Consider the following 19,346-nt stretch of genomic DNA (forward strand, 5'->3'; position numbering starts at 1 on the left):
GCTACTTCCACTGGACGGTGACGTCCCGCGTCTCGATGTGCATCCCCAGCGGCACACGCCACGCGTCGACGCACACCGTCCAGGTCTCTTTCCTGCGCGCCCCCGCCGCGATCGGCACCGGCAGCTCCACGGTCGACTCGACCGTCGCCCAGTCGATGCCGAGCGCGCCGATGACATGCGTCCCGAAGGTCACCGAGCCCGAACGCACCGCGCTGCCCCCGGAGTTCACAAAGGCGAGCGTCACGTCCTCGCACCACCGTTCGTCCGTGGCGGCGCGGGCCGGCTCGCCCCAGCTCAACGCGGCGGGCCCGGCGGACGATCCACTGGGCGTGGGGCCGGGTGGGGGCTCGGCCGTGGGAGTACCCGGCGGGGCGGGTGAATTGTCGGTCGTACGACCGGACTTGGCGCCGTCCCCTACTGAGGCGCCGGAGGAGTCACCGGAGGCGCTGCCGCCCGCGCCCGGTGCCGTCGCTGAGGCGCCGGACGAAGTCCCGCTCCCGGCAGGGCTGTTGCCGTCACCGCCGGGCGCCCCGCTCGCCACCCGCGGCCCGTCCAGCGGCACCAGCGTCACCCCGCCGGTGGGTGCCGTCGCCGTACCGGACGCCTGAGGCGTGCCGCCCGCCGAGCCGGTGGCGACGTATCCCTCGCCCCCACCGCCCGCGCACGCGGCCAGTGCGGCGCCCAGACAGACGACGGCCGCCGACGTACCGAGTACGGCACCTCGACGGCCATGTGTCCGTGTCGTCCGAAGCATCGCGCCATGGTGGCTGACACTCCGTCAAATAGGAACCCTCAGGAGCCCCTTGAGCACCTCGCAGAGGCTCGGGAGCCCCCTGAGCACCTTTCGGGGTGCTCTCAGTCGGAGATCAGCAGGCCTTCCCGCAGCTGCGCCAGGGTCCGGGTCAGCAGCCGGGAGACGTGCATCTGGGAGATGCCGACCTCCTCGCCGATCTGCGACTGGGTCATGTTGGCGAAGAAGCGGAGCATGATGATCTGCCGCTCGCGGGGCGGGAGTTTGGCCAGCAGCGGCTTCAGGGACTCGCGGTACTCCACGCCCTCCAGCGCGGTGTCCTCGTAGCCCAGCCGGTCGGCCAGGGAGCCCTCGCCGCCGTCGTCCTCCGGTGCCGGGGAGTCCAGCGAGGAGGCCGTGTACGCGTTGCCGACCGCGAGGCCGTCGACCACGTCCTCCTCGGACACGCCCAGGACCGCGGCGAGTTCGGGGACGGTCGGGGACCGGTCCAGCTTCTGCGAGAGCTCGTCACTGGCCTTGGTGAGGGCCAGCCGCAGCTCCTGGAGCCGACGCGGCACGCGCACCGACCACGAGGTGTCGCGGAAGAACCGCTTGATCTCGCCGACCACCGTCGGCATCGCGAACGTCGGGAACTCCACCCCCCGTTCGCAGTCGAAGCGGTCGATCGCCTTGATCAGGCCGATGGTGCCGACCTGGACGATGTCCTCCATCGGCTCGTTGCGGGAGCGGAAACGCGCGGCGGCGTAACGCACCAGCGGGAGGTTGAGCTCGATCAGGGTGTCCCGGACGTAGCCGCGTTCGGGGCTGTTCTCGTCCAGTGCGGCGAGCCGCAGGAAAAGGGAGCGGGACAGGGTGCGGGTGTCGATGGCTCCCGAAGTGCTCGGGAGGGCCGGGGCCGGTACGGCCTCAAGGGCCGTGACGTCGTTGAGAACGGCGTCGGGCGCTGACTCGCTCTTCGTGAGCGTGAGCACCTTGGAGCTGCCCTGGTCTGCGGACATGCCACCCCCTCTGGGTCGCGGGACGGTCGTGGCCGATGTTCCCCTGATGAGGAGTTCAGCCTTCACCTGAATACCGGAACCGAAGCCCCGGCAAACGCTCTACCGGGAGAATGTCACATGTCGGCAACACGCTGTAGTGACATGTCGACAACCAGGAGCCGAAACGGCCCTGGAAAGAGGGGGTCTGGGGCTTTATAGGCGCAGAACCACAGGGAAGCGCCCTGGTGAGCGATTCGCTCGTCACGGTGACAACTCGACCCCGCGTGCGAACTGCGGTGTTACCGAGTGTGCGCCTGTGCGCCTCTTATGCCTCGATCCGATTGGCGGATCGCAGCCGCTGGAAGCTACGCGCGAGTAGCCGGGATACATGCATCTGTGACACACCGAGTTCCGCACTGATCTGCGACTGGGTGAGATTGCTGTAGTAGCGCAGCAGCAGGATTCGCTGTTCGCGTTCCGGGAGTTGGACCAGGAGATGGCGGACCAGATCGCGGTGCTCCACGCCGTCCAGCGCCGGGTCCTCGTAGCCCAGCCGGTCGAGCAGGCCCGGCAGTCCGTCGCCCTCCTGGGCGGCCTCCAGCGAGGTCGCGTGGTACGACCGGCCGGCCTCGATGCAGGACAGCACCTCGTCCTCGGAGATGCGCAGCCGCTCGGCGATCTCGCCGGTGGTGGGCGTCCGTCCGAAGGCGGTCGTCAGGTCCTCGGTCGCGCCGTTGACCTGCACCCACAGCTCGTGCAGCCGGCGCGGGACATGGACGGTACGGACGTTGTCGCGGAAGTAGCGCTTGATCTCGCCGATGACCGTCGGCATCGCGAAGGTCGGGAACTGCACGCCCCGGTCCGGGTCGAAGCGGTCGATGGCGTTGATCAGACCGATGGTGCCGACCTGGATCACGTCCTCCATCGGCTCGTTGCGGGAGCGGAAGCGGGCGGCGGCGTAGCGCACGAGCGGGAGGTTGGCCTCGATCAGCGCCCCGCGCACCCGGTTGTGCTCCGGCGTACCGGGTCTGAGCTCCTTGAGCTCCCCGAAGAGCACCTGGGTGAGGGCCCGGGTGTCCGCGCCGCGGCGCCGCTCGGGGGTCTGGACGGGCGCCTCTTCCTGGGGCGGCGCAGTACTGGCCGACACGGTCAACGCCACCTCTTCATCGGTTCTGCTTCGGTCAACGCTCGGGTCGACCCATCGGTCAACTCATCCGTCAAAAGCGGTCATAGCATCACAAGACATGTGCACTGTGTGCAAGCACCGCATAACACCGTGTTGAGGGCGAGTTGGGGCGTAAGACGCGAAAAGGCCCCCAGCCGTTCCCGGCGGAGGGCCCAGAAAGGTGCCGATCAGTACGTGTAATCGGCGATCACCCAGGTGGCGAACTCCTTCCACAGCGCCACTCCCGCCTGGTGCTCCGGGTGCTCCACATAGCGGCGCAGGGCGTCCGCGTCGTCGAAGCCGGAGTTGATGGCGAAGTCGTACGCCATGGGTCGGTCGCTGAGGTTCCAGCCCAGTTCCCAGAAGCGGATCTCGGGGATCTTCGCGTCCAGCGACCGGAAGGCCTCGTAGCCCGCCTCGACCCGCGGGTCGGCGCGGTCGACGCCCTCGGCGAGCTTGAAGAGGACGAGGTGGCGGATCATGCGCGCTCCTTGTTCGAGCCGGTCTCAGTGCGCCCCGTCGGCGAGCCAGGTGAAGAAGTCGCCGATGGCCTTGGCGGCGTCCGATATGCCCTCGAAGCCTATCTGGACGTAGTCCGCGGCCTTGGCGGGGTCGGTGATGATCACGTACAGCGCGAAGACCACGAGCACGTAGACGGCGATCTTCTTCGAATGCACCGCCACCGCGGCCTCCCCCTGAGACTGAAGTGCCCATCGGGGCCCCTGTTGTCGGCGGTGAGTGTAACCGTCGGAGCCTCTTATATGACCAACGGCTCGCAGGTAGAAGGCTTTCGGGGGCTACGGCCCGACCGGCGGCCCCCACGCGAGGGGACGCACGAAGCGGAAGCACGAAGGGCCCCGTCTCTCGACGGGGCCCTTCAGAAGCGGTAGCGGAGGGATTTGAACCCTCGGTGACTTGCGCCACACTCGCTTTCGAGGCGAGCTCCTTCGGCCGCTCGGACACGCTACCGAGAGAGACCTTACCGCACGGTGGGCCGTGCTTTGAAATCGGTATTCGACGGCCCCCGGGGAGGTCAGCGGTCCCGGAAGAAGTCGGTCAACAGCCGGGCGCACTCGTCCGCGAGGACGCCCTCGATCACCTCGGGCCGGTGGTTGAGCCGGCGGTCGCGCACGACGTCGAAGAGCGAGCCGGCCGCGCCCGCCTTCTCGTCACGGGCGCCGTAGACGACCCGGTCCACCCGGGACTGGACGAGCGCGCCCGCACACATCGTGCACGGCTCCAGGGTGACGACCAGCGTGCAGCCGGCCAGCCGCCACTCACCCAGCCGCGCCGCGGCCCGGCGGAGCGCCAGGACCTCGGCGTGCGCGGTCGGATCCCCGGTGGCCTCCCGCTCGTTGTGTCCGCCCGCGAGCACCGTCGTACCGTCCGGGGCCAGCACGACCGCGCCCACGGGCACGTCCGTACCGGCCTTGCGGGCCTCGTCCAGGGCGAGCCGCATCGCGGCCCGCCAGCGGTCCCGTACCGGGTCGGGACCGCCTGCTGCGGTCGGCGAGGTCAGCGGACGGTCTCCAGGACCTCGGAGGCGCCCAGCGCCTCGGCGATCGAGTTGAGCGCGTCCTCGTCCAGGGCACGCAGTTGCTTCGGGCTGACACCGAGGTCGTCGAGGATCTCGCTGTCGCCCACGGGACCTTGCGGCACCGCGTCGGCGGACGGGGTCTCCTCGTCGCTGTCGTCGTCCTCGTCCTCACCGTCCTCGGTGCCGTCGAGATCGAGGGCGTCCAGGTCGGGGCCGTCGTCGCCGGGATCCCTCCCGAGCAGTTCGTCGGTGAGCAGCAGCTCCCCGTACGAGCTGCGGCTGGCGGCGGCGGCGTCGGAGACGTAGACGCGGGGGTCTTCCTCACCGTCCACGCGGACGATGCCGAACCACGAATCCTCCTGCTCGATGAAGACGAGAACGGTCTCGTCCTCCTCACCGGAGGACTCCCGCGCCAGATCGGCAAGATCCGACAGCGTCTCCACATCGTCGAGCTCTGTGTCGCTCGCTTCCCACCCGTCTTCGGTGCGCGCGAGCAGTGCGGCGAAGTACACCGTGACTCTCCCACTGGTCTTAGGCGTGCCGGTTGGGGGTCCCCCCGGCGGAGGTCTTCGGGTGGGGAGAGCTGTGCTCCGAGCCCCGCCCACTCGGAATCGTGGCAGAAACAAGGCGTTCAGGGGACGTCTTCGGCTCCCTGTGTCCGGTGGTTTTGATCGCACGCACGCGTGCGCGTCGCCCAGCACTCACCAGCACACTCGTTGCCGCCAACAGCGGATCGTACGCGGCTTTTCCATGTGCCCACGCACGCCCACCTGGTCAACACCCGTACCGCCCTTGATCTTCCGCGTCGGGCCGACTACCAACGGAACGTGCGCATCCGCATCGCGTGTCGCAGTCGGGCCGTCTTCGCACGCCGGGGCTGAACACGGTCGCGCAGTTCGCGGGCCTCGGTGAGTTCGCGCAGAAACCGGGCGCGGCGCCGTCGGCGCTCCGCGTCGGTCTCCTGCGACCCCTGCGGGGGCGGTCCCGGCGGGGACGGATTCTGATCGGTCTCCCGATTCGGCAGGTCAGTCATCGGTTCACCACCCCAGTCCGTCCCTCCCACTTTCCCCCGGACGGGCGGTTTGATGCCAGCGCGAGCAGGCACGGAGCGGCGGCTACTGTTGTGGACATGCGTCTCCACGTCGTCGACCACCCCCTGGTCGCCCACAAGCTCACCACCCTGCGCGACCAGCGCACCGACTCCGCGACCTTCCGTCGCCTCGCCGACGAGCTGGTCACCCTGCTCGCCTACGAGGCCACCCGCGACGTGCGCACCGAACAGGTCGACATCACGACGCCGGTCGCCTCCACCACGGGCGTCAAGCTCTCCTACCCCCGCCCCCTGGTGGTCCCGATCCTCCGCGCGGGCCTCGGCATGCTCGACGGCATGATGCGCCTGCTCCCCACCGCCGAGGTGGGCTTCATGGGCATGGTCCGCGACGAGGAGACCCTCCAGGCCTCCACGTACGCCACCCGCATGCCCGAGGACCTCTCCGGCCGCCAGGTCTACGTCCTCGACCCGATGCTGGCCACGGGCGGCACCCTGGTGGCCGCGATCCGCGAACTGATCAAGCGAGGCGCCGACGACGTCACAGCCGTGGTCCTCCTGGCCGCCCCCGAGGGCGTAGAGGTCATGGAACGCGACCTGGCGGGAACGCCGGTCACCGTGGTCACGGCAGCCATCGACGACCACCTCAACGAGCACGGCTACATCGTGCCGGGCTTGGGGGATGCGGGAGACAGGCTGTACGGCGCGGCTGAGTAGGCGTTGCCTGCATGCCGTTAGGGGCGCGGGGCTGTATCAATGTGCGGCTCCGCCGCGTGGGCGCGACCAGCCACAACACACCCGCAGTCGCCGATCCACTTCCGCCTCTGTGGCGAAACCGCGCCCTTCAGCAACTCTTCTTCGTCGAGGCGGTCGTGGACGCAGGCTTGGCCAGCAAGGCCAACGCCTTGTCCGCGGCCGCCTTCGGCGTAAGTGCCTTGAACCCGTTGCCGACGATCAGATCGAGCTCGGCACCCTTGCGGGACGCAACCGCGCGCTGCTCAGCAGTGGAGAGCTGCGTACCCAGCACAGGCAAGGACGTCTTCAACGCCGACGAAGGCCCGAGCAGTATCCCGCTCCCCTTGACCTTCTTGTCGAACTCCTTGCTCGCGTTGCCCACGTCCCCGATCTTGAACCCGCGCTTCTTCAACGCATCCGCCGTGTCCTTGGCCAGCCCACTACGAGCCGTCGCGTTGTAGACGTTGACGGTGATCTGCCCGGGCTTCGGCACGGAGACCGACGTGGTCGCCCCGCGCACCCCCGGAGACGGACTCGCGCACGCGGCCTTGGAGCCGGCCGCGGACGCCTTGTCCCCACCCCCGGTGAAGACGTCGATGAGCTGCAACGTGCCCCAGCCCAGCAGCCCGAGCGCCGCGGCGGACGCCACCACGGTGACCGCGAGCCGGCCGCGCCGCCGGCGCTGTCGCATGCGCGGGTATTTGTCCCCCGTGATCCGGTACTTGCCGCCCATGCCTGGGGGAGTCAGCATGCTCATGTGCGCAGCGTAGTGCGCCCGAGCGGCGATGCCTACTAGATGATCATTAGACGCCACGCAGGTGAACCCGAAAGGGCCAAGCCTTTACCGACAGGCTTCTGAAAAGCGCGAGTCAGTCCAGTTCGAGGACGCGCGCGTGCAGCACCTGACGCTGCTGGAGTGCCGCCCGTACCGCGCGGTGCAGTCCGTCCTCCAGGTACAGGTCGCCCTGCCACTTCACGACATGCGCGAAGAGGTCGCCGTAGAACGTCGAGTCCTCGGCGAGGAGGGTCTCCAGGTCGAGCTGCCCCTTGGTCGTCACCAGCTGGTCGAGGCGGACCGGGCGCGGCGCGACGTCCGCCCACTGCCGGGTGCTCTCCCGGCCGTGGTCGGGGTACGGACGGCCGTTTCCGATGCGCTTGAAGATCACACGGAAAGCCTACCGGTCGAGACGTTCCGGGCGCAGCCATGGCGACGGAGTGCGACGCTGGAAAAGACGTGTCGAAACAGGGCAAACCGGGAACAGGGGTCCGACATGAGCGACAGCGAGACCGTGCCCGCGGCCACGACCGGCGAGTCAGTAGGGAGCGCTCCCGCACTTCCGCAGGGCGCCCTGGAGATCGCCGCCGGGTACGCCTTCACCGGACCGGCGCTCGACCTGGGCGCCCTCATGTGGGAGGGGCACTGCCTGCCGGACGCGCAGATCCGCATCCCGCTGCCCATGCTCAACCGCCACGGCCTGGTCGCGGGCGCCACCGGCACCGGCAAGACCAAGACGCTCCAGCTCGTCGCCGAGCAGCTGTCGGCCCAGGGCGTGCCCGTGTTCCTGGCCGACGTGAAGGGCGACCTGTCCGGGATGTCGGCTCCGGGGGAGGCGAACGACAAGGTGCGGGGGCGGGCCGGCGAGGTCCACCAGGAGTGGACGGCGACCGGCTTTCCCGCCGAGTTCTACGCGCTCGGCGGCCTCGGGCACGGCATCCCGCTGCGGGCCACGATCACCAGCTTCGGCCCGGTCCTGCTCTCCAAGGTGCTCCAGCTCAACCAGACCCAGGAGCAGTCGCTCGGCCTGATCTTCCACTACGCCGACACCAAGGGCCTGGAACTGCTCGACCTCAAGGACCTGCGCGCGGTCGTCGCGTTCCTGACCTCGGACGAGGGCAAGGCGGAGCTCAAGAACATCGGCGGTCTCTCCACCGCCACGGCCGGCGTGATCCTGCGCTCCCTCACCGCCTTCGAGGCGCAGGGGATGTCCGACTTCTTCGGGGAGCCGGAGTTCGACACGAACGAGTTCCTGCGGACGGCGGCCGACGGGCGCGGCATGGTCTCGGTCCTCGAACTGCCCGCCGTCCAGGACAAACCGCAGCTCTTCTCCACCTTCCTGATGTGGCTGCTCGCCGACCTCTTCCACGATCTGCCCGAGGTCGGCGACGCCGACAAGCCGAAGCTGGTCTTCTTCTTCGACGAGGCGCACCTGCTCTTCAACGACGCCTCGAAGGCCTTCCTGGACTCGATCACGCAGACCGTCCGGCTGATTCGCTCGAAAGGGGTCGGCGTCTTCTTCGTCACGCAGACCCCCAAGGACGTGCCGTCCGACGTCCTCGCCCAGCTCGGCAACCGCGTCCAGCACGCGCTCAGGGCCTTCACCCCGGACGACCAGAAGGCGCTGAAGGCCACCGTGAAGACCTTCCCGAACTCGCCGTACGACCTCGAGGAGCTGCTCACCGGGCTCGGCACCGGCGAGGCCGTCGTCACCGTGCTGAGCGAGAAGGGCGCCCCGACCCCGGTCGCCGCGACCCGGCTGCGCGCGCCGGAGTCCCTGATGGGCCCGATCGAGGCGACGGCCCTGGACGCTGCGGTGAAGTCGTCGCCGCTGCATGGACGTTACGCACAGGCTGTGGACAGGGAATCGGCGTACGAGAAGCTGACGGCCACGCAGGAGAAGACGGCGGCGGAGACGAGCCCGGCCCCCGCCAAGGCCCCGGCGTCCAAGCCCGCCGCCTCCAAGGCTCCCAAGGAACCGCCGTCCATGGTCGAACAGGTCGTCGGCAGCGGGATGTTCAAGTCGCTGGCCCGCTCGGTCGGCACGCAGATCGGACGGGAGATCACGCGCTCGCTGTTCGGGACGGCCCGGCGGAGGCGGTAGCGGCTCCGCCGGGCCCGCGGGTCAGCGCTCCCGTTTCGCCGGGGACCGCTCGGGCTGGGGTTTCTTCACGGCCGGTTTCGGCTCGCTGCGGACGGCCTCGGCGCGCAGCAGGGCGCGCAGGATCGCGTACGGGTCTGTGGGCATGGCTGAAGTTCCTTGCGTCGTACTGAGGGACCTGGCTCGCGTGGGGGAGCGGGTCTGTCAGCAGCGCAGGACCACCGTGCGCAGGACGTCCGGGACGTGCGGGGGGACGGCGGCGGAGCGGGCCTTGGGGCGGTACGGCGCCGGGGCCGGCCGGGGTGCCGGGCGGTGGGGTACGTCCGGTCGCCGGGCGACCGCGCGGACCAGGGGCGGCAGGGCCGCCTCCACGGCGTCGTACTCGACGCTCTCGACCGCCACCGGGGCCGGCGCGGCCGTGGCCGTCTCCCCCGGCACGAGGAGGACGAGGAGCAGCATGAGCACCCGCAGCCAGGCGCGGCTGTGCGGGTGACGGCGTGCGGTGCTCATGCTGGGGGTGTCCCCGGGGAAACGCCGGATACGTGACGTCACCCGCGATATACGCCCAGTTGGCGTACGCCTTGTTACACCGTGCGCGGCACTTCCTGGGCGCGCCCCTTGATCCGGATCGCGGTCATGATCTCGACCACGCCGACCGCGACCAGCCAGATGCCGCCGACCAGGGTGAGGACGGCGACGGACTCGAAGGGGGAGTCGATCAGGACGATGCCGGCGACGAAGGTGAGGATCCCGAGGAAGACCTGCCAGCCGCGGGCGGGCATGTGCTGGTCGGACGCGGCGGCCAGGGTCTGGGTGATGCCGCGGATGAGCCAGCCGATGCCGATCCACAGGGCGAGCAGCAGGATCGACTGCATCGGGCCGCGGAAGCAGAACAGGCCCAGCAGGATCGACAGGGCGCCGCTGATGAAGGCCAGCACGCGCAGCGAGGTCGTCTTGTGGGTGCCGAAGGCGGCGGCGAGCTGGAAGATGCCGCTGATCACGAGGTAGAGGCCGAACAGGACGCCGGCCGCGAGCAGCGAGGCGCCCGGCCAGACCAGCACCAGGACACCGAGGATCAGGGACGCGATGCCGGTGACCAGGACGGCCTGCCAGGCGGCGCGGGAGAGAGCGTGCAGGGGCCCTTCGAAGGGCGGTTCGGATTCGGTCCGGCCCGGCGCGTGGGCGGCGGCCGCATGGACCTTGCGGTCGTCGTACTCCGGGCCTCGGGAGGAAGCGCTCGGCTCAGTCATGTTCCATGCTTGGACCGTCCGGGCCCACCGCGCCACCCCTGGGACCCACTCGGCTGACGCGGGTGCGGGGCCGTCCTCGAGCGCCTATTTCCCGGCGGCCTTCGCCGCCTTCGCCGCGGCCTTCATCTCCTGCTTGTGCGCCCGTACCTTGGCCAGCGATTCAGGGCCGGTGATGTCGGCGACCGAGCGGAAGGACTTCGTCTCGCCGTACGCGCCGGCCGCCTCCCGCCACCCCTCGGGCCGTACGTCCAGCTGCTTGCCGAGCAGCGCCAGGAAGATCTGTGCCTTCTGCTTGCCGAAGCCGGGCAGTTCCTCGAGCCGCCGCAGCAGTTCGGACCCGTCCGTGACGCCCTTCCAGACGAGCTCGGCGTTCCCGTCGTAGTGCTCGACGAGGTACTGGCACAGCTGCTGGATGCGCTTGGCCATGGAGCCCGGGTAGCGGTGCACGGCCGGCTTCTCGGAGAGCAGCGCGGCGAAGGCCTCCGGGTCCTGCGCGGCGATCTCGTGCGCGTCCAGGTCGGCGGCGCCGAGCCGGTCCGCGATCGTGCGCGGCCCCTTGAACGCCCACTCCATCGGGACCTGCTGGTCCAGCAGCATCCCGGTCAGCGCGGCGAGCGGGGAACGGCCGAGGAGTTCGTCGGCCTCGGGGTCCTGGGCGAGGTGCAGGGTGACGTCCATGCCCCGATTTTCGCCCGTACGCCGTCAGCTCGCGCGCCAGTACCCGAGCGCGTGCGTCCGCTCCTTCGGCACGCCCAGCTCTTTGCGCACGTAGGCGGAGAGCGCGCGGGTGGTCCGTGTGTCGCAGGCGATCCAGACGTACGGCGAGTCGCCGGCCGCCAGCGCCTTCGGCAGATCGGCACGCACCTGCTCGACCAACTCGCCCCGCCGCAGCCGCCGCACCTCGTGCCGGTCGGGGTCGGTGCGGAAGGGCAGGTCGTCCGCGCCGCCCTCGAACCACACCGTCGCCGGGACCGAACCGAACGCGCCGAGCAGGGAGTTGATCGCGGGCAGGGAGGCCGGGTCGCCGATCGCGAGGACGTGGGTGGGCGTGGGCGCCGGCTCCTCGAAGCCGGTGCCCTGGACGGTCGCGTCGATGGTGTCGCCGGGCCGCGCGGCCCGCGCCCAGTCGCTGGCGGCGCCCTCGTGCAAGGCGAACTCCAGGGCGAAGGTGCCGGTCTCCGGATCGGGGTCGACCAGGGTGTACGCCCGCTGGTGCGGCTTGCCCGCGTTGGTGAACCACAGCCGGACCCACATGGTCGGGTGGACGCCGGTCGCGGCGAGCAGGCCGCCGTCGGTGAGCCGCAGCCGGCGGTACTCGGGCGTGACGTCCTCGGCGCCGGTCACCGTCAGTGTGAAGTCCTTGGCCCGCATCAGCCGAAGGACCGTGCCCTCCCAGCCCCGCCCCTGCGCCATGCCGTCTCCACCCCTCGCGTACGATTTCTCCTCGGCTTACTTAGGTGAGGCTAACCTAAAGAACAGTGAGGACGCAGGGTGGGGACCGAGATCTACCGAGACGCATGGGGCATCCCCCACCTGCGCGCCGACACCGTCCTCGACCTGGCCCGGGCCCAGGGCCGCACGACGGCCCACGACCGCGCCTGGCAACTGGAGGTCGAACGCCACCGGGCCGAAGGCACCTCGGCGTCCTTCCTGGGCACGGAGGCGGTGCCCTGGGACGTCTTCACCCGCCGCACCCGCCTGACGGACACGGCGAAGCGCTGTTTCACGTCCCTGGAGCAACGGGACCCGGAAACGGCGGAGTGGGTACGGGCGTACGTGGACGGGGTCAACGAGGGACTGGCGGCTGCCTCGGCGGCCGACGGTGGGTCCGCCGCTTCCGGGAGCGAAGGGCCGGCCGGCGCCCTGGAGTTCGCCCGTGCCGGTCTCTCCCCCGGGCGTTGGGAGCCCTGGACGCCGCTCGCTGTCTGGCTTGCCACGCACATCCTGTTCGCCGGGTTCCCGGCAAAGCTCTGGCGGGAGGAGGCGGTGCGGGAGTTGGGCGAGGAGGCGGTCGGGCTGTTCGCCACCGACGGTCCCGGCACCTCCGGGAGCAACGGCTGGCTGGTGAGCGGGGCGCGGACGACGACCGGTCACGCGGTGATCGCCGGCGACCCCCACCGCTTCATCGAGGACCCCGGCGTCTACCAGCAGATCCACCTCTCCTGCCCGGAGTTCGATGTCGTCGGCTTCGCCGTCCCCGGCATCCCGGGCATCGCCCACTTCGGGCACACCGGCACGGTCGCCTGGGCCATCACCAACGCCATGGCCGACTACCAGGACCTCTACCGCGAACGCCTCCGCCGCACCGGCGCCGGCATCGAGGCCCTCGGCCCCGACGGCCACTGGCACCGGGCCTCCCGGCACACGGAGACGGTGGAGGTGGCCGGTGAGCCCCCGATCGAGATCGAGGTGATCGAGACGGAACGGGGACCGGTGATCGCGGGCGGCCCGGAGGGCCTGGACGGCGGAGTACTGGACGACGAGGGGGAGGTGGTGCCGAGCGTGTCCGGACCCGGGGTCGACTCCCAGGGAGCGGGCGGCCCCCTGGCCCTCGCCCTCCGCTACCCACCCCGAGTCACCTCCGACCTCGGCTTCAGCGCTCTGCTCCCCCTCCTCCGGGCCCGTCGCGTCGCCGACGTCGACCGGGCCGTCGACCTGTGGGCCGAGCCCGTGAACGTCGTGCAGGCCGCCGACACCGACGGCGGCACCCTGCACCGGGTCGCCGGGCGGGTGCCGCTGCGGGCCGAGGCCAATCGGGTGCGGCTCGTCAACGCCTGGGAGCCCGGGCACGAGTGGCGGGGATGGCACGAGATGCCCCGGGCCGGGCTCAGCGGCGGTGTCGCCGTGATGGCCAACCAGCGCGGACCGGCCACCCCGCTCGGCGTCGAGTTCGCCGCACCCCACCGGGCCGACCGGATCACCGCCCTGCTGGGGGAGAAGGACCGGTGGACGCCCGGGGACATGGCGAGGATCCACATGGACACCCATCTCGGTTCCGCGGGGCCCCTGTTGGACCGCCTCGCCGCCCTCACCGACCTCTCTCCCGAAGCCGTCGCCCTCCGCGACCGCCTGCTGCGCTGGGACCGCCGGATGGACGCGGCCGACGCCGACGCGGGGGCCTACGCGGCGGTGCGCGGCGCGGTCGTACGGCGGCTCGCGCGGCACCAGGCGTTCGCCGGGCTCGCCGTGCCGCCCGCCTACCCCGACGTCTTCCAGCCCTGGCTCGCCCTGCTCCCCCGGATCGCCTTCGCGCTCGAACACCTGCTGCGGGCCGAGGAGTTGTACGGCATCGACCGGGCGGCGGTCGTGTGGGAGGCGCTGGAGGAGGTCGCCGGCACGCACGCCGACGTGCCCTGGGGCGGTACCCACCGCCTCGCTCCCTGGCGGGCGCTCCCGCACGTCCCGTACGACGAACCCGGGTTGTCCGGCGATCACGACTGCGTGCTGTGCACCTCGGCCGTGCCCGGGCTGACCGACCTGAGCGCGCGCGGGCCGGCCGCCCGGTACGTGTGGGATCTGGCGCGGCGCGAGGACAGCCGGTGGGTGGTGCCGTTCGGGGCCTCTGGGGTGCCCGGTTCGGCCCATCACCGGGACCAACTCCCCTTGTGGCTCAAGGGAGATCTCGTCCCGGTCGTCACCGACTTCGACCGACTCACCCAAGAGACCACCGAGGAAATCCTCAAGGAGACCGATGTCTGACCCCGACCCCTACCGTTCCCGCCCCGCCGTCCACGAGCAGGACGTCGACGGCTTCGGCACCGTCCGTCTGCTGCCCCTCGACCCGCCCGCCGACGCGGACGTGCTGCACGCCTGGGTGGCCGAGGAGCGCGCCGCCTTCTGGGGCATGAACGGGCTCACCCGCGATCAAGTCGCCGAGATCTACGCGCACATGGCCGGCCTCGACACCCATCACGCCTTCCTGGTCCTCAAGGACGCCGAACCGGTCGCGCTGCTGCAGACCTACGAGCCCGAGGCCGACCGGGTGAGCGAGTGCTACGAGGTCGGGCCCGGTGACATCGGCGTCCACCTGCTGCTCGCCCCGGCGGGGGAGGGCGGCACACGGAACGGCTGGACGGCGGCGCTGCTGGGGGCCGTATCGACGTATGTGCTGCACACGCTCGACCGGTCGCGGGTCGTCGTCGATCCGGACGTGCGCAACGAGAAGGCGATCGCGCGGTTCCTGCGGCACGGGTTCGAGGCGGGTCCCGTGGTCGTGCTGCCCGAGATCGATCTGCCGGACGTGCATCTGCCGGAGAAGAAGGCCCAGCTGGCGTTTCTCTCGCGGGCGGTAGCCTTCCCCGGATGACTCCCGAGGACCTCGTCGCCCACTACGGACTGGAACCGATTCCGCGCGAGGGCGGTCTGTTCAGACAGACCTGGGCGGGCCCGGAGCGCGCGGACGGCCGGCCCGCGGGCACCGCGATCGTCGCGCTGCTGACGGCGGACGACTTCTCGGCCCTGCACCGCCTGCCCACCGACGAGATCTGGCACTTCTACGGCGGCGACCCGCTGGAACTCCTCCTCCTGGCCCCGGACGGGACCTCCCGCACGGCGGTCCTCGGCCCGGACGTGCTCGGCGGCCAGCACCCCCAACTCACCATTCCGGCCGGGACCTGGATGGGCGGACGGGTCGCCGCGGGCGGCGCGTGGTCGTTCTTCGGGTGCACGATGGCGCCCGGGTTCACCTACGAGGGGTACGAGCACGGGGACGCGGCCGATCTCACGGCGCGGTATCCCGACCGGGCCGACCGGATCGCGGGACTGTGCCGTCCATGAACCTGCTGGAGGGACAGACCGCCCTGGTCACCGGCGCGGGCGGCGGCATCGGCCGGGGCATCGCGCTGCGCTTCGCCGAGGAGGGCGCGGCGGTCGCCGTGCACTGCCGTACGGCGGTGGACGCAGCCGGTGAAGTGGCCGCGCGCATCCGGGACCTCGGCGGCCGGGCCGTCGTCCTGCGCGCCGACCTCACCGACGCGGACGCGTGCGCGCGGCTGGTCGGCGAGGCGGCCGAGTGGGGCGGCGGCCGGCTGACGGCACTGGTCAACAACGCGGGCGTCCAGCCCGTGCGGGCGCTGCCGGGCATGACGGCGGACCAGTGGCGGGCGGTCGTCGACGCCAACCTGTCGAGCGTGTTCGCGTGCACGCAGGCCGCCGCGGAGATCATGCGGGGACAGGAGGGCGGGGGCTCGGTGACGCACATCGCGTCGATCGAGGCCCGGCAGCCGGCACCCCTGCACGCGCACTACAGCGCCTCCAAGGCGGCCGTCGTCATGCACGCGCGTGCCGCCGCCCTGGAGTACGGCCCGTACGGTGTCCGGGTCAACACGGTCTCGCCCGGCCTGATCGACCGGGAGGGGCTGACGGAGTCCTGGCCGGAAGGGGTGCGCAGATGGCTGGACGCGGCACCGACGGGACGCCTGGGCCGTCCCGAGGACATCGGCGACGCCTGCGTCTTCCTCGCCTCCCGCCTCGCCTCCTGGATCACGGGCCACGACCTGGTGGTGGACGGCGGGGTGTCGACGCGACCCACCTGGTGAGCGTTCGTCGGCTCCCCTGCGTACCTATCGGGACGGTGGCAGGTCCCAAGACGGAGTGTGGCGTGGGGTGTGACGGTGGACGCAGTGGACGGCAAGGGCGTCGAGGACTCTTCGGGCACCGGAGAGTTCAAGGGCTGGTGCTGCTGGGCTCCCTGCTGGTCCTGCTCGTCCTCGGCGGGGCGGGGCCCGCGTCGGCCCATGCCGCCCTCAAAGGCACCGACCCCGCCGACGGAAGCGTCCTCAAGTCCGCACCCGGCAGCATCACCCTGACCTTCACGGAGTCCGTCGGTCTGCTCGACGACTCCTTCCGCGTCCTGGACCCCGACAACCGGCGCGTGAAGATCGGCGAGGCCGGGCACGGGCCCGGCGGCTCCGACACGGCCCGCGTGACGCTGCCCAAAGGGCTCGCCCAGGGCACGTACGTCGTGGCGTGGCGGGTCGTGTCGGCGGACAGCCACCCGGTGTCGGGCGCGCTGACCTTCTCCGTCGGCAAGGCCTCCCCGACGGCGGCCGTGGCGGACGCGGGACCGGTGGAGGACCCGGCGACCGGCAGCCTGTACAACATCGGCCGCTACCTCGGCTACCTCGCCGCCGCCCTCCTCATCGGCACCGCCGCGTTCATCGTGCTGTGCCGCCCGTCGGACCGGACGCCGTTGCGCCGGCCGCTGGTGGTGGGGTGGTGGACTCTGGTGGGTTCCACGGTCGCCCTGCTGGTCCTGCGCGCTCCGTACGAGGCGGGTACCGGCCCAGGGACCGCCTTCGACTCCGAGGCCCTCAGCCGCACCTTCACGGGCCGTCCTGGGCTCGCTCTGCTGGCCCGCCTGGCGCTGCTCGCGCCGGCCGCCGTCCTCGCCGTACGGCTGCGCGGGCGTGAGACCTTCTCGCGCCCGGCGCTCGCCGCCGGTACCGCACTCGCCGTAGGCCTGGCGCTCACCTGGGCCGCCGCCGAGCACGCGTCGGCCGGTATCCAGGTGCCGGTGGCGATGGCGTCCTCGGTGCTGCACCTGCTGGCGATGGCCCTGTGGCTGGGCGGACTCACCGCCCTGCTGCTGTCCCTGTACCGCGCCTCCTCGCTGCCCGCGGCCACCGTCGCCCGTTTCTCCCGGCTCGCCTTCCTCTCGGTGACCGTCCTGGTCGTCACCGGCGTCTACCAGTCCTGGCGCGGCCTCGGCTCCTGGAGCGCCTTCACGGAGACGACGTACGGCCGCCTCCTGGTCGCCAAGCTCTTCGCGATCGTCCTGCTGCTCATGGCGGCCGGCGTCTCGCGGCGCTGGACGTCGGCCATGACGCCGGCCGACGCGGATGTCGAGAGGGCCGCGGAGACGGTCGTACGAGAGGGCGTACGGGAGAAGGTTCCGCAGCCCGTGGGCGGGCCGGCGCTGCCGTCGCCGGGGGAGCCCGACGGGCCGGCGGAGCCGATCGCGTCCGACGCGCACCGGCGTGGGCTGCGGCGGTCCGTGCTGGCCGAGGTCGGTGTCGGTGTGGTGGTGCTGGTGATCACGACGATCCTCACCGGCACGCTGCCGGGCCGGGCCGCGGAGGAGGCCGCGGCGCAGCCCGTGACCGGCGCCGGGCTGCCGGCCGCGTCCGTCACGACCATCCCCTTCGACGTGGGCACCCCCAACGGCAAGGGCAAGGTGCAGATCACCCTCGACCCGGGCCGGGTCGGCGACAACACCGTGCAGGCCGTGGTGTTCGGCCCCGACGGCGGCATCTCCACCGTCCCCGAACTGCGCCTGTCCCTCACCCTGCCCGCCCAGAAGATCGGTCCGCTCGACGCCCGTCTCAGCAACCGCGGCGGGTACTGGGGCAGTGACAACCTCACCGTCCCCATCGCCGGGACCTGGGAGATGAAGATCACGGTCAGGGTCTCCGAACTCGACCAGGTAAGTGCCACCAAATCGGTACGCATCATCGGTTAGCGCCATTTCGGCGGCCAACTCACCCGCTGTTGTTCGAGGGTTCGGACGAAACGATCATCGTTGTGTCGGTCACGTTTCCACAAATGTGGACGTGACCCCTTGACCCATGACCTGGCATGGGGCTGTTATTACCGCCACGATGTTCGGTCGAGTTGGTTTCTGGTCGGTTTCGACTTTTTTTCGACGCGGCAGTATCTCCGAGACCGAACCCAGCCCTCAGGAGCCGTTGATGCGTGACCTCTCCCCCTCGGGTCTCTCCCTCACTGGTCCAAGTCGCCGTGGTGTGTTGCGCGGTGTCGGTGGCGCCGCGCTCCTCGCGGGCGCCGGCATACCCCTGCTGTCAGCCTGCGGCGACAGCGGATCCTCCTCCGACCCGAAGACGGTCAGCGTCGGCTCGAACCAGTCCGACGCCGTGCCGAAGAAGGCCTACGGAGCTCTCTACACCGCCTTCACCAAGCAGTCCGGCCTCACCGTCAAGGTGAACACCAAGGACCACAACACCTTCCAGGAGCAGATCAACTCGTATCTGCAGGGCACGCCGGACGACGTGTTCAACTGGTTCGCGGGCTACCGCATGCAGTTCTTCGCGCAGAAGGGCCTGGCCTCCCCGGTCGACGACGTGTGGGAGAAGATCGGGGCCAACTTCCCCGACGCGATGAAGAAGCTCAGCAAGGGCGCGGACGGCAAGTACTACTTCGTGCCGCTGAACACGTACCCCTGGGCGATCTTCTACCGCAAGAGCCTCTTCGCGGAGAAGGGCTACACCGTCCCCGCCACGTGGGACGAACTGGTCGCCCTGTGCAAGCAGATGAAGAAGGACGGCCTGGTCCCGATCGCCTTCGGCGACAAGGACGCCTGGCCGGCCATGGGCACCTTCGACCAGATCAACTTCCGCCTCAACGGCTACGACTTCCACGTCGAGCTGATGGGCGGCAAGGCCTCCTGGACCGACGCCAAGGTCAAGGCCGTCTTCGACCACTGGGCCGAGCTGCTCCCCTACCACCAGGACGGCTTCATGGGCCGCACCTGGCAGGACGCGGCGCAGGGTCTGGTGGCCAAGAAGTCCGGCATGTACCTCCTCGGCTCCTTCGTGGCCCAGCAGTTCACCAACAAGGCCGACCTCGACGACCTCGACTTCTTCGCCTTCCCGGAGATCAACTCCGCGTACGGCCAGGACACCGTCGAGGCGCCCACCGACGGCTTCATGGTCAGCAAGTCCCCGAAGAACCACGACGGTGTCGTGAAGCTGCTGGAGTACCTCGGCACCCCGGCCGCCGAGGAGCTCTACCTCAAGGGCGACCCGAGCGTCGTGGCGGCCTCCAACAAGGCCAGCACCGCGGCGTACACGCCCCTGCAGAAGAAGGCGTACGAGATGATCGGCGCCGCCAAGAGCCTCACCCAGTTCATGGACCGCGACTCCCGCCCGGACTTCACCTCCACGGTGATGCAGCCCGGTCTGCAGAAGTTCCTGCAGAACCCCAAGGGAATCGACAGCCTGCTCTCGTCCATCGAGCGCCAGAAGAAGACAATCTTCGCGTCCGAGTGAGC

The 19,346-nt window shown here is 70.6% G+C and carries 23 protein-coding genes and 1 tRNA gene; 8 read left to right on the plus strand and 16 right to left on the minus strand.

What is annotated here, in order from left to right:
* Nucleotide 1 precedes the first annotated feature (1 nt).
* The 9 genes from ACWD5F_RS19660 to ACWD5F_RS19700 all read right to left on the minus strand — a co-directional run bounded on the left by ACWD5F_RS19660 (nt 2) and on the right by ACWD5F_RS19700 (nt 5,463).
* Complete coding sequence (locus tag ACWD5F_RS19660) at nt 2-754, minus strand: hypothetical protein (protein WP_451255848.1); 753 nt, start codon at nt 752-754, stop codon at nt 2-4.
* Between the two features lie 101 nt (nt 755-855).
* Nucleotides 856-1,749: an RNA polymerase sigma factor SigF gene (locus ACWD5F_RS19665; protein WP_401719831.1), complete on the minus strand. Its 894-nt coding sequence runs from the start codon at nt 1,747-1,749 to the stop codon at nt 856-858.
* 304 nt (nt 1,750-2,053) lie between these two features.
* Nucleotides 2,054-2,887, minus strand: a complete 834-nt coding sequence (locus ACWD5F_RS19670) for an RNA polymerase sigma factor SigF (RefSeq protein WP_451255850.1) — start codon at nt 2,885-2,887, stop codon at nt 2,054-2,056.
* A 194-nt stretch (nt 2,888-3,081) separates the two neighbouring features.
* Nucleotides 3,082-3,375 (minus strand): Dabb family protein, encoded by a 294-nt coding sequence (locus ACWD5F_RS19675; protein ID WP_451255852.1) that lies wholly within the window; start codon nt 3,373-3,375, stop codon nt 3,082-3,084.
* A 24-nt stretch (nt 3,376-3,399) separates the two neighbouring features.
* On the minus strand, nt 3,400-3,576 hold the full coding sequence (locus ACWD5F_RS19680) for a hypothetical protein (protein ID WP_185146105.1): 177 nt from the start codon (nt 3,574-3,576) through the stop codon (nt 3,400-3,402).
* 201 nt (nt 3,577-3,777) lie between these two features.
* Nucleotides 3,778-3,862: transfer RNA gene (locus ACWD5F_RS19685), tRNA-Ser, on the minus strand.
* 64 nt (nt 3,863-3,926) lie between these two features.
* On the minus strand, nt 3,927-4,352 hold the full coding sequence (gene tadA, locus ACWD5F_RS19690; protein ID WP_402356349.1) for a tRNA adenosine(34) deaminase TadA: 426 nt from the start codon (nt 4,350-4,352) through the stop codon (nt 3,927-3,929).
* A gap of 56 nt (nt 4,353-4,408) precedes the next feature.
* The gene (locus ACWD5F_RS19695) at nt 4,409-4,942 is read right to left on the minus strand and encodes a tRNA adenosine deaminase-associated protein (protein ID WP_401719814.1); all 534 of its coding nucleotides are present in this window, start codon (nt 4,940-4,942) and stop codon (nt 4,409-4,411) included.
* Nucleotides 4,943-5,244: 302 nt separating this feature from the next.
* Entirely contained in the window at nt 5,245-5,463 is a 219-nt protein-coding gene (locus ACWD5F_RS19700; protein WP_401719812.1) for a hypothetical protein, read from the minus strand.
* 96 nt (nt 5,464-5,559) lie between these two features.
* On the opposite strand from ACWD5F_RS19700, the gene upp reads away from it, so the two are divergent.
* On the plus strand, nt 5,560-6,195 hold the full coding sequence (gene upp, locus ACWD5F_RS19705) for a uracil phosphoribosyltransferase (protein WP_401719809.1): 636 nt from the start codon (nt 5,560-5,562) through the stop codon (nt 6,193-6,195).
* Nucleotides 6,196-6,322: 127 nt separating this feature from the next.
* Here the strand turns inward: upp and ACWD5F_RS19710 are convergent, their stop codons facing one another.
* A complete protein-coding gene (locus ACWD5F_RS19710; protein ID WP_451255856.1) occupies nt 6,323-6,970 on the minus strand; it encodes a LytR C-terminal domain-containing protein in 648 nt (215 codons plus the stop codon).
* Nucleotides 6,971-7,082: 112 nt separating this feature from the next.
* Entirely contained in the window at nt 7,083-7,379 is a 297-nt protein-coding gene (locus ACWD5F_RS19715; RefSeq protein WP_003999914.1) for a type II toxin-antitoxin system VapB family antitoxin, read from the minus strand.
* Between the two features lie 105 nt (nt 7,380-7,484).
* On the opposite strand from ACWD5F_RS19715, the gene ACWD5F_RS19720 reads away from it, so the two are divergent.
* Complete coding sequence (locus tag ACWD5F_RS19720; RefSeq protein WP_451255858.1) at nt 7,485-9,092, plus strand: helicase HerA-like domain-containing protein; 1,608 nt, start codon at nt 7,485-7,487, stop codon at nt 9,090-9,092.
* Nucleotides 9,093-9,113: 21 nt separating this feature from the next.
* Here ACWD5F_RS19720 and ACWD5F_RS19725 read toward each other — a convergent pair whose 3' ends face one another.
* The 5 genes from ACWD5F_RS19725 to ACWD5F_RS19745 all read right to left on the minus strand — a co-directional run bounded on the left by ACWD5F_RS19725 (nt 9,114) and on the right by ACWD5F_RS19745 (nt 11,752).
* Entirely contained in the window at nt 9,114-9,236 is a 123-nt protein-coding gene (locus ACWD5F_RS19725; RefSeq protein WP_451255859.1) for a hypothetical protein, read from the minus strand.
* A 57-nt stretch (nt 9,237-9,293) separates the two neighbouring features.
* Nucleotides 9,294-9,599 (minus strand): hypothetical protein, encoded by a 306-nt coding sequence (locus tag ACWD5F_RS19730; RefSeq protein ID WP_451255861.1) that lies wholly within the window; start codon nt 9,597-9,599, stop codon nt 9,294-9,296.
* 74 nt (nt 9,600-9,673) lie between these two features.
* Nucleotides 9,674-10,339, minus strand: coding sequence for an HdeD family acid-resistance protein (locus tag ACWD5F_RS19735; protein WP_451255863.1), 666 nt, complete (start codon nt 10,337-10,339; stop codon nt 9,674-9,676).
* 84 nt (nt 10,340-10,423) lie between these two features.
* A complete protein-coding gene (locus ACWD5F_RS19740; protein WP_451255865.1) occupies nt 10,424-11,017 on the minus strand; it encodes an HhH-GPD-type base excision DNA repair protein in 594 nt (197 codons plus the stop codon).
* 24 nt (nt 11,018-11,041) lie between these two features.
* A complete protein-coding gene (locus ACWD5F_RS19745) occupies nt 11,042-11,752 on the minus strand; it encodes a siderophore-interacting protein (protein WP_451255867.1) in 711 nt (236 codons plus the stop codon).
* 78 nt (nt 11,753-11,830) lie between these two features.
* Between ACWD5F_RS19745 and ACWD5F_RS19750 the strand changes: the two genes are divergently transcribed.
* The 6 genes from ACWD5F_RS19750 to ACWD5F_RS19775 all read left to right on the plus strand — a co-directional run bounded on the left by ACWD5F_RS19750 (nt 11,831) and on the right by ACWD5F_RS19775 (nt 19,344).
* Nucleotides 11,831-14,038 (plus strand): penicillin acylase family protein, encoded by a 2,208-nt coding sequence (locus tag ACWD5F_RS19750; RefSeq protein ID WP_451255869.1) that lies wholly within the window; start codon nt 11,831-11,833, stop codon nt 14,036-14,038.
* A complete protein-coding gene (locus tag ACWD5F_RS19755; protein WP_451255871.1) occupies nt 14,031-14,645 on the plus strand; it encodes a GNAT family N-acetyltransferase in 615 nt (204 codons plus the stop codon). Before ACWD5F_RS19750 ends, ACWD5F_RS19755 begins: the two co-directional genes overlap by 8 nt.
* Nucleotides 14,642-15,115, plus strand: coding sequence for a cupin domain-containing protein (locus tag ACWD5F_RS19760; RefSeq protein WP_451255873.1), 474 nt, complete (start codon nt 14,642-14,644; stop codon nt 15,113-15,115). The genes ACWD5F_RS19755 and ACWD5F_RS19760 overlap by 4 nt, the downstream gene beginning before the upstream one ends.
* The gene (locus ACWD5F_RS19765; protein ID WP_451255875.1) at nt 15,112-15,876 is read left to right on the plus strand and encodes an SDR family NAD(P)-dependent oxidoreductase; all 765 of its coding nucleotides are present in this window, start codon (nt 15,112-15,114) and stop codon (nt 15,874-15,876) included. The genes ACWD5F_RS19760 and ACWD5F_RS19765 overlap by 4 nt, the downstream gene beginning before the upstream one ends.
* A 137-nt stretch (nt 15,877-16,013) precedes the next feature.
* Nucleotides 16,014-17,798, plus strand: coding sequence for a copper resistance CopC/CopD family protein (locus ACWD5F_RS19770; protein ID WP_451255876.1), 1,785 nt, complete (start codon nt 16,014-16,016; stop codon nt 17,796-17,798).
* 229 nt (nt 17,799-18,027) lie between these two features.
* The gene (locus tag ACWD5F_RS19775; protein WP_451255878.1) at nt 18,028-19,344 is read left to right on the plus strand and encodes an ABC transporter substrate-binding protein; all 1,317 of its coding nucleotides are present in this window, start codon (nt 18,028-18,030) and stop codon (nt 19,342-19,344) included.
* Nucleotides 19,345-19,346: the final 2 nt, after the last annotated feature.

The organism is Streptomyces sp. NPDC002499, assembly GCF_053595415.1.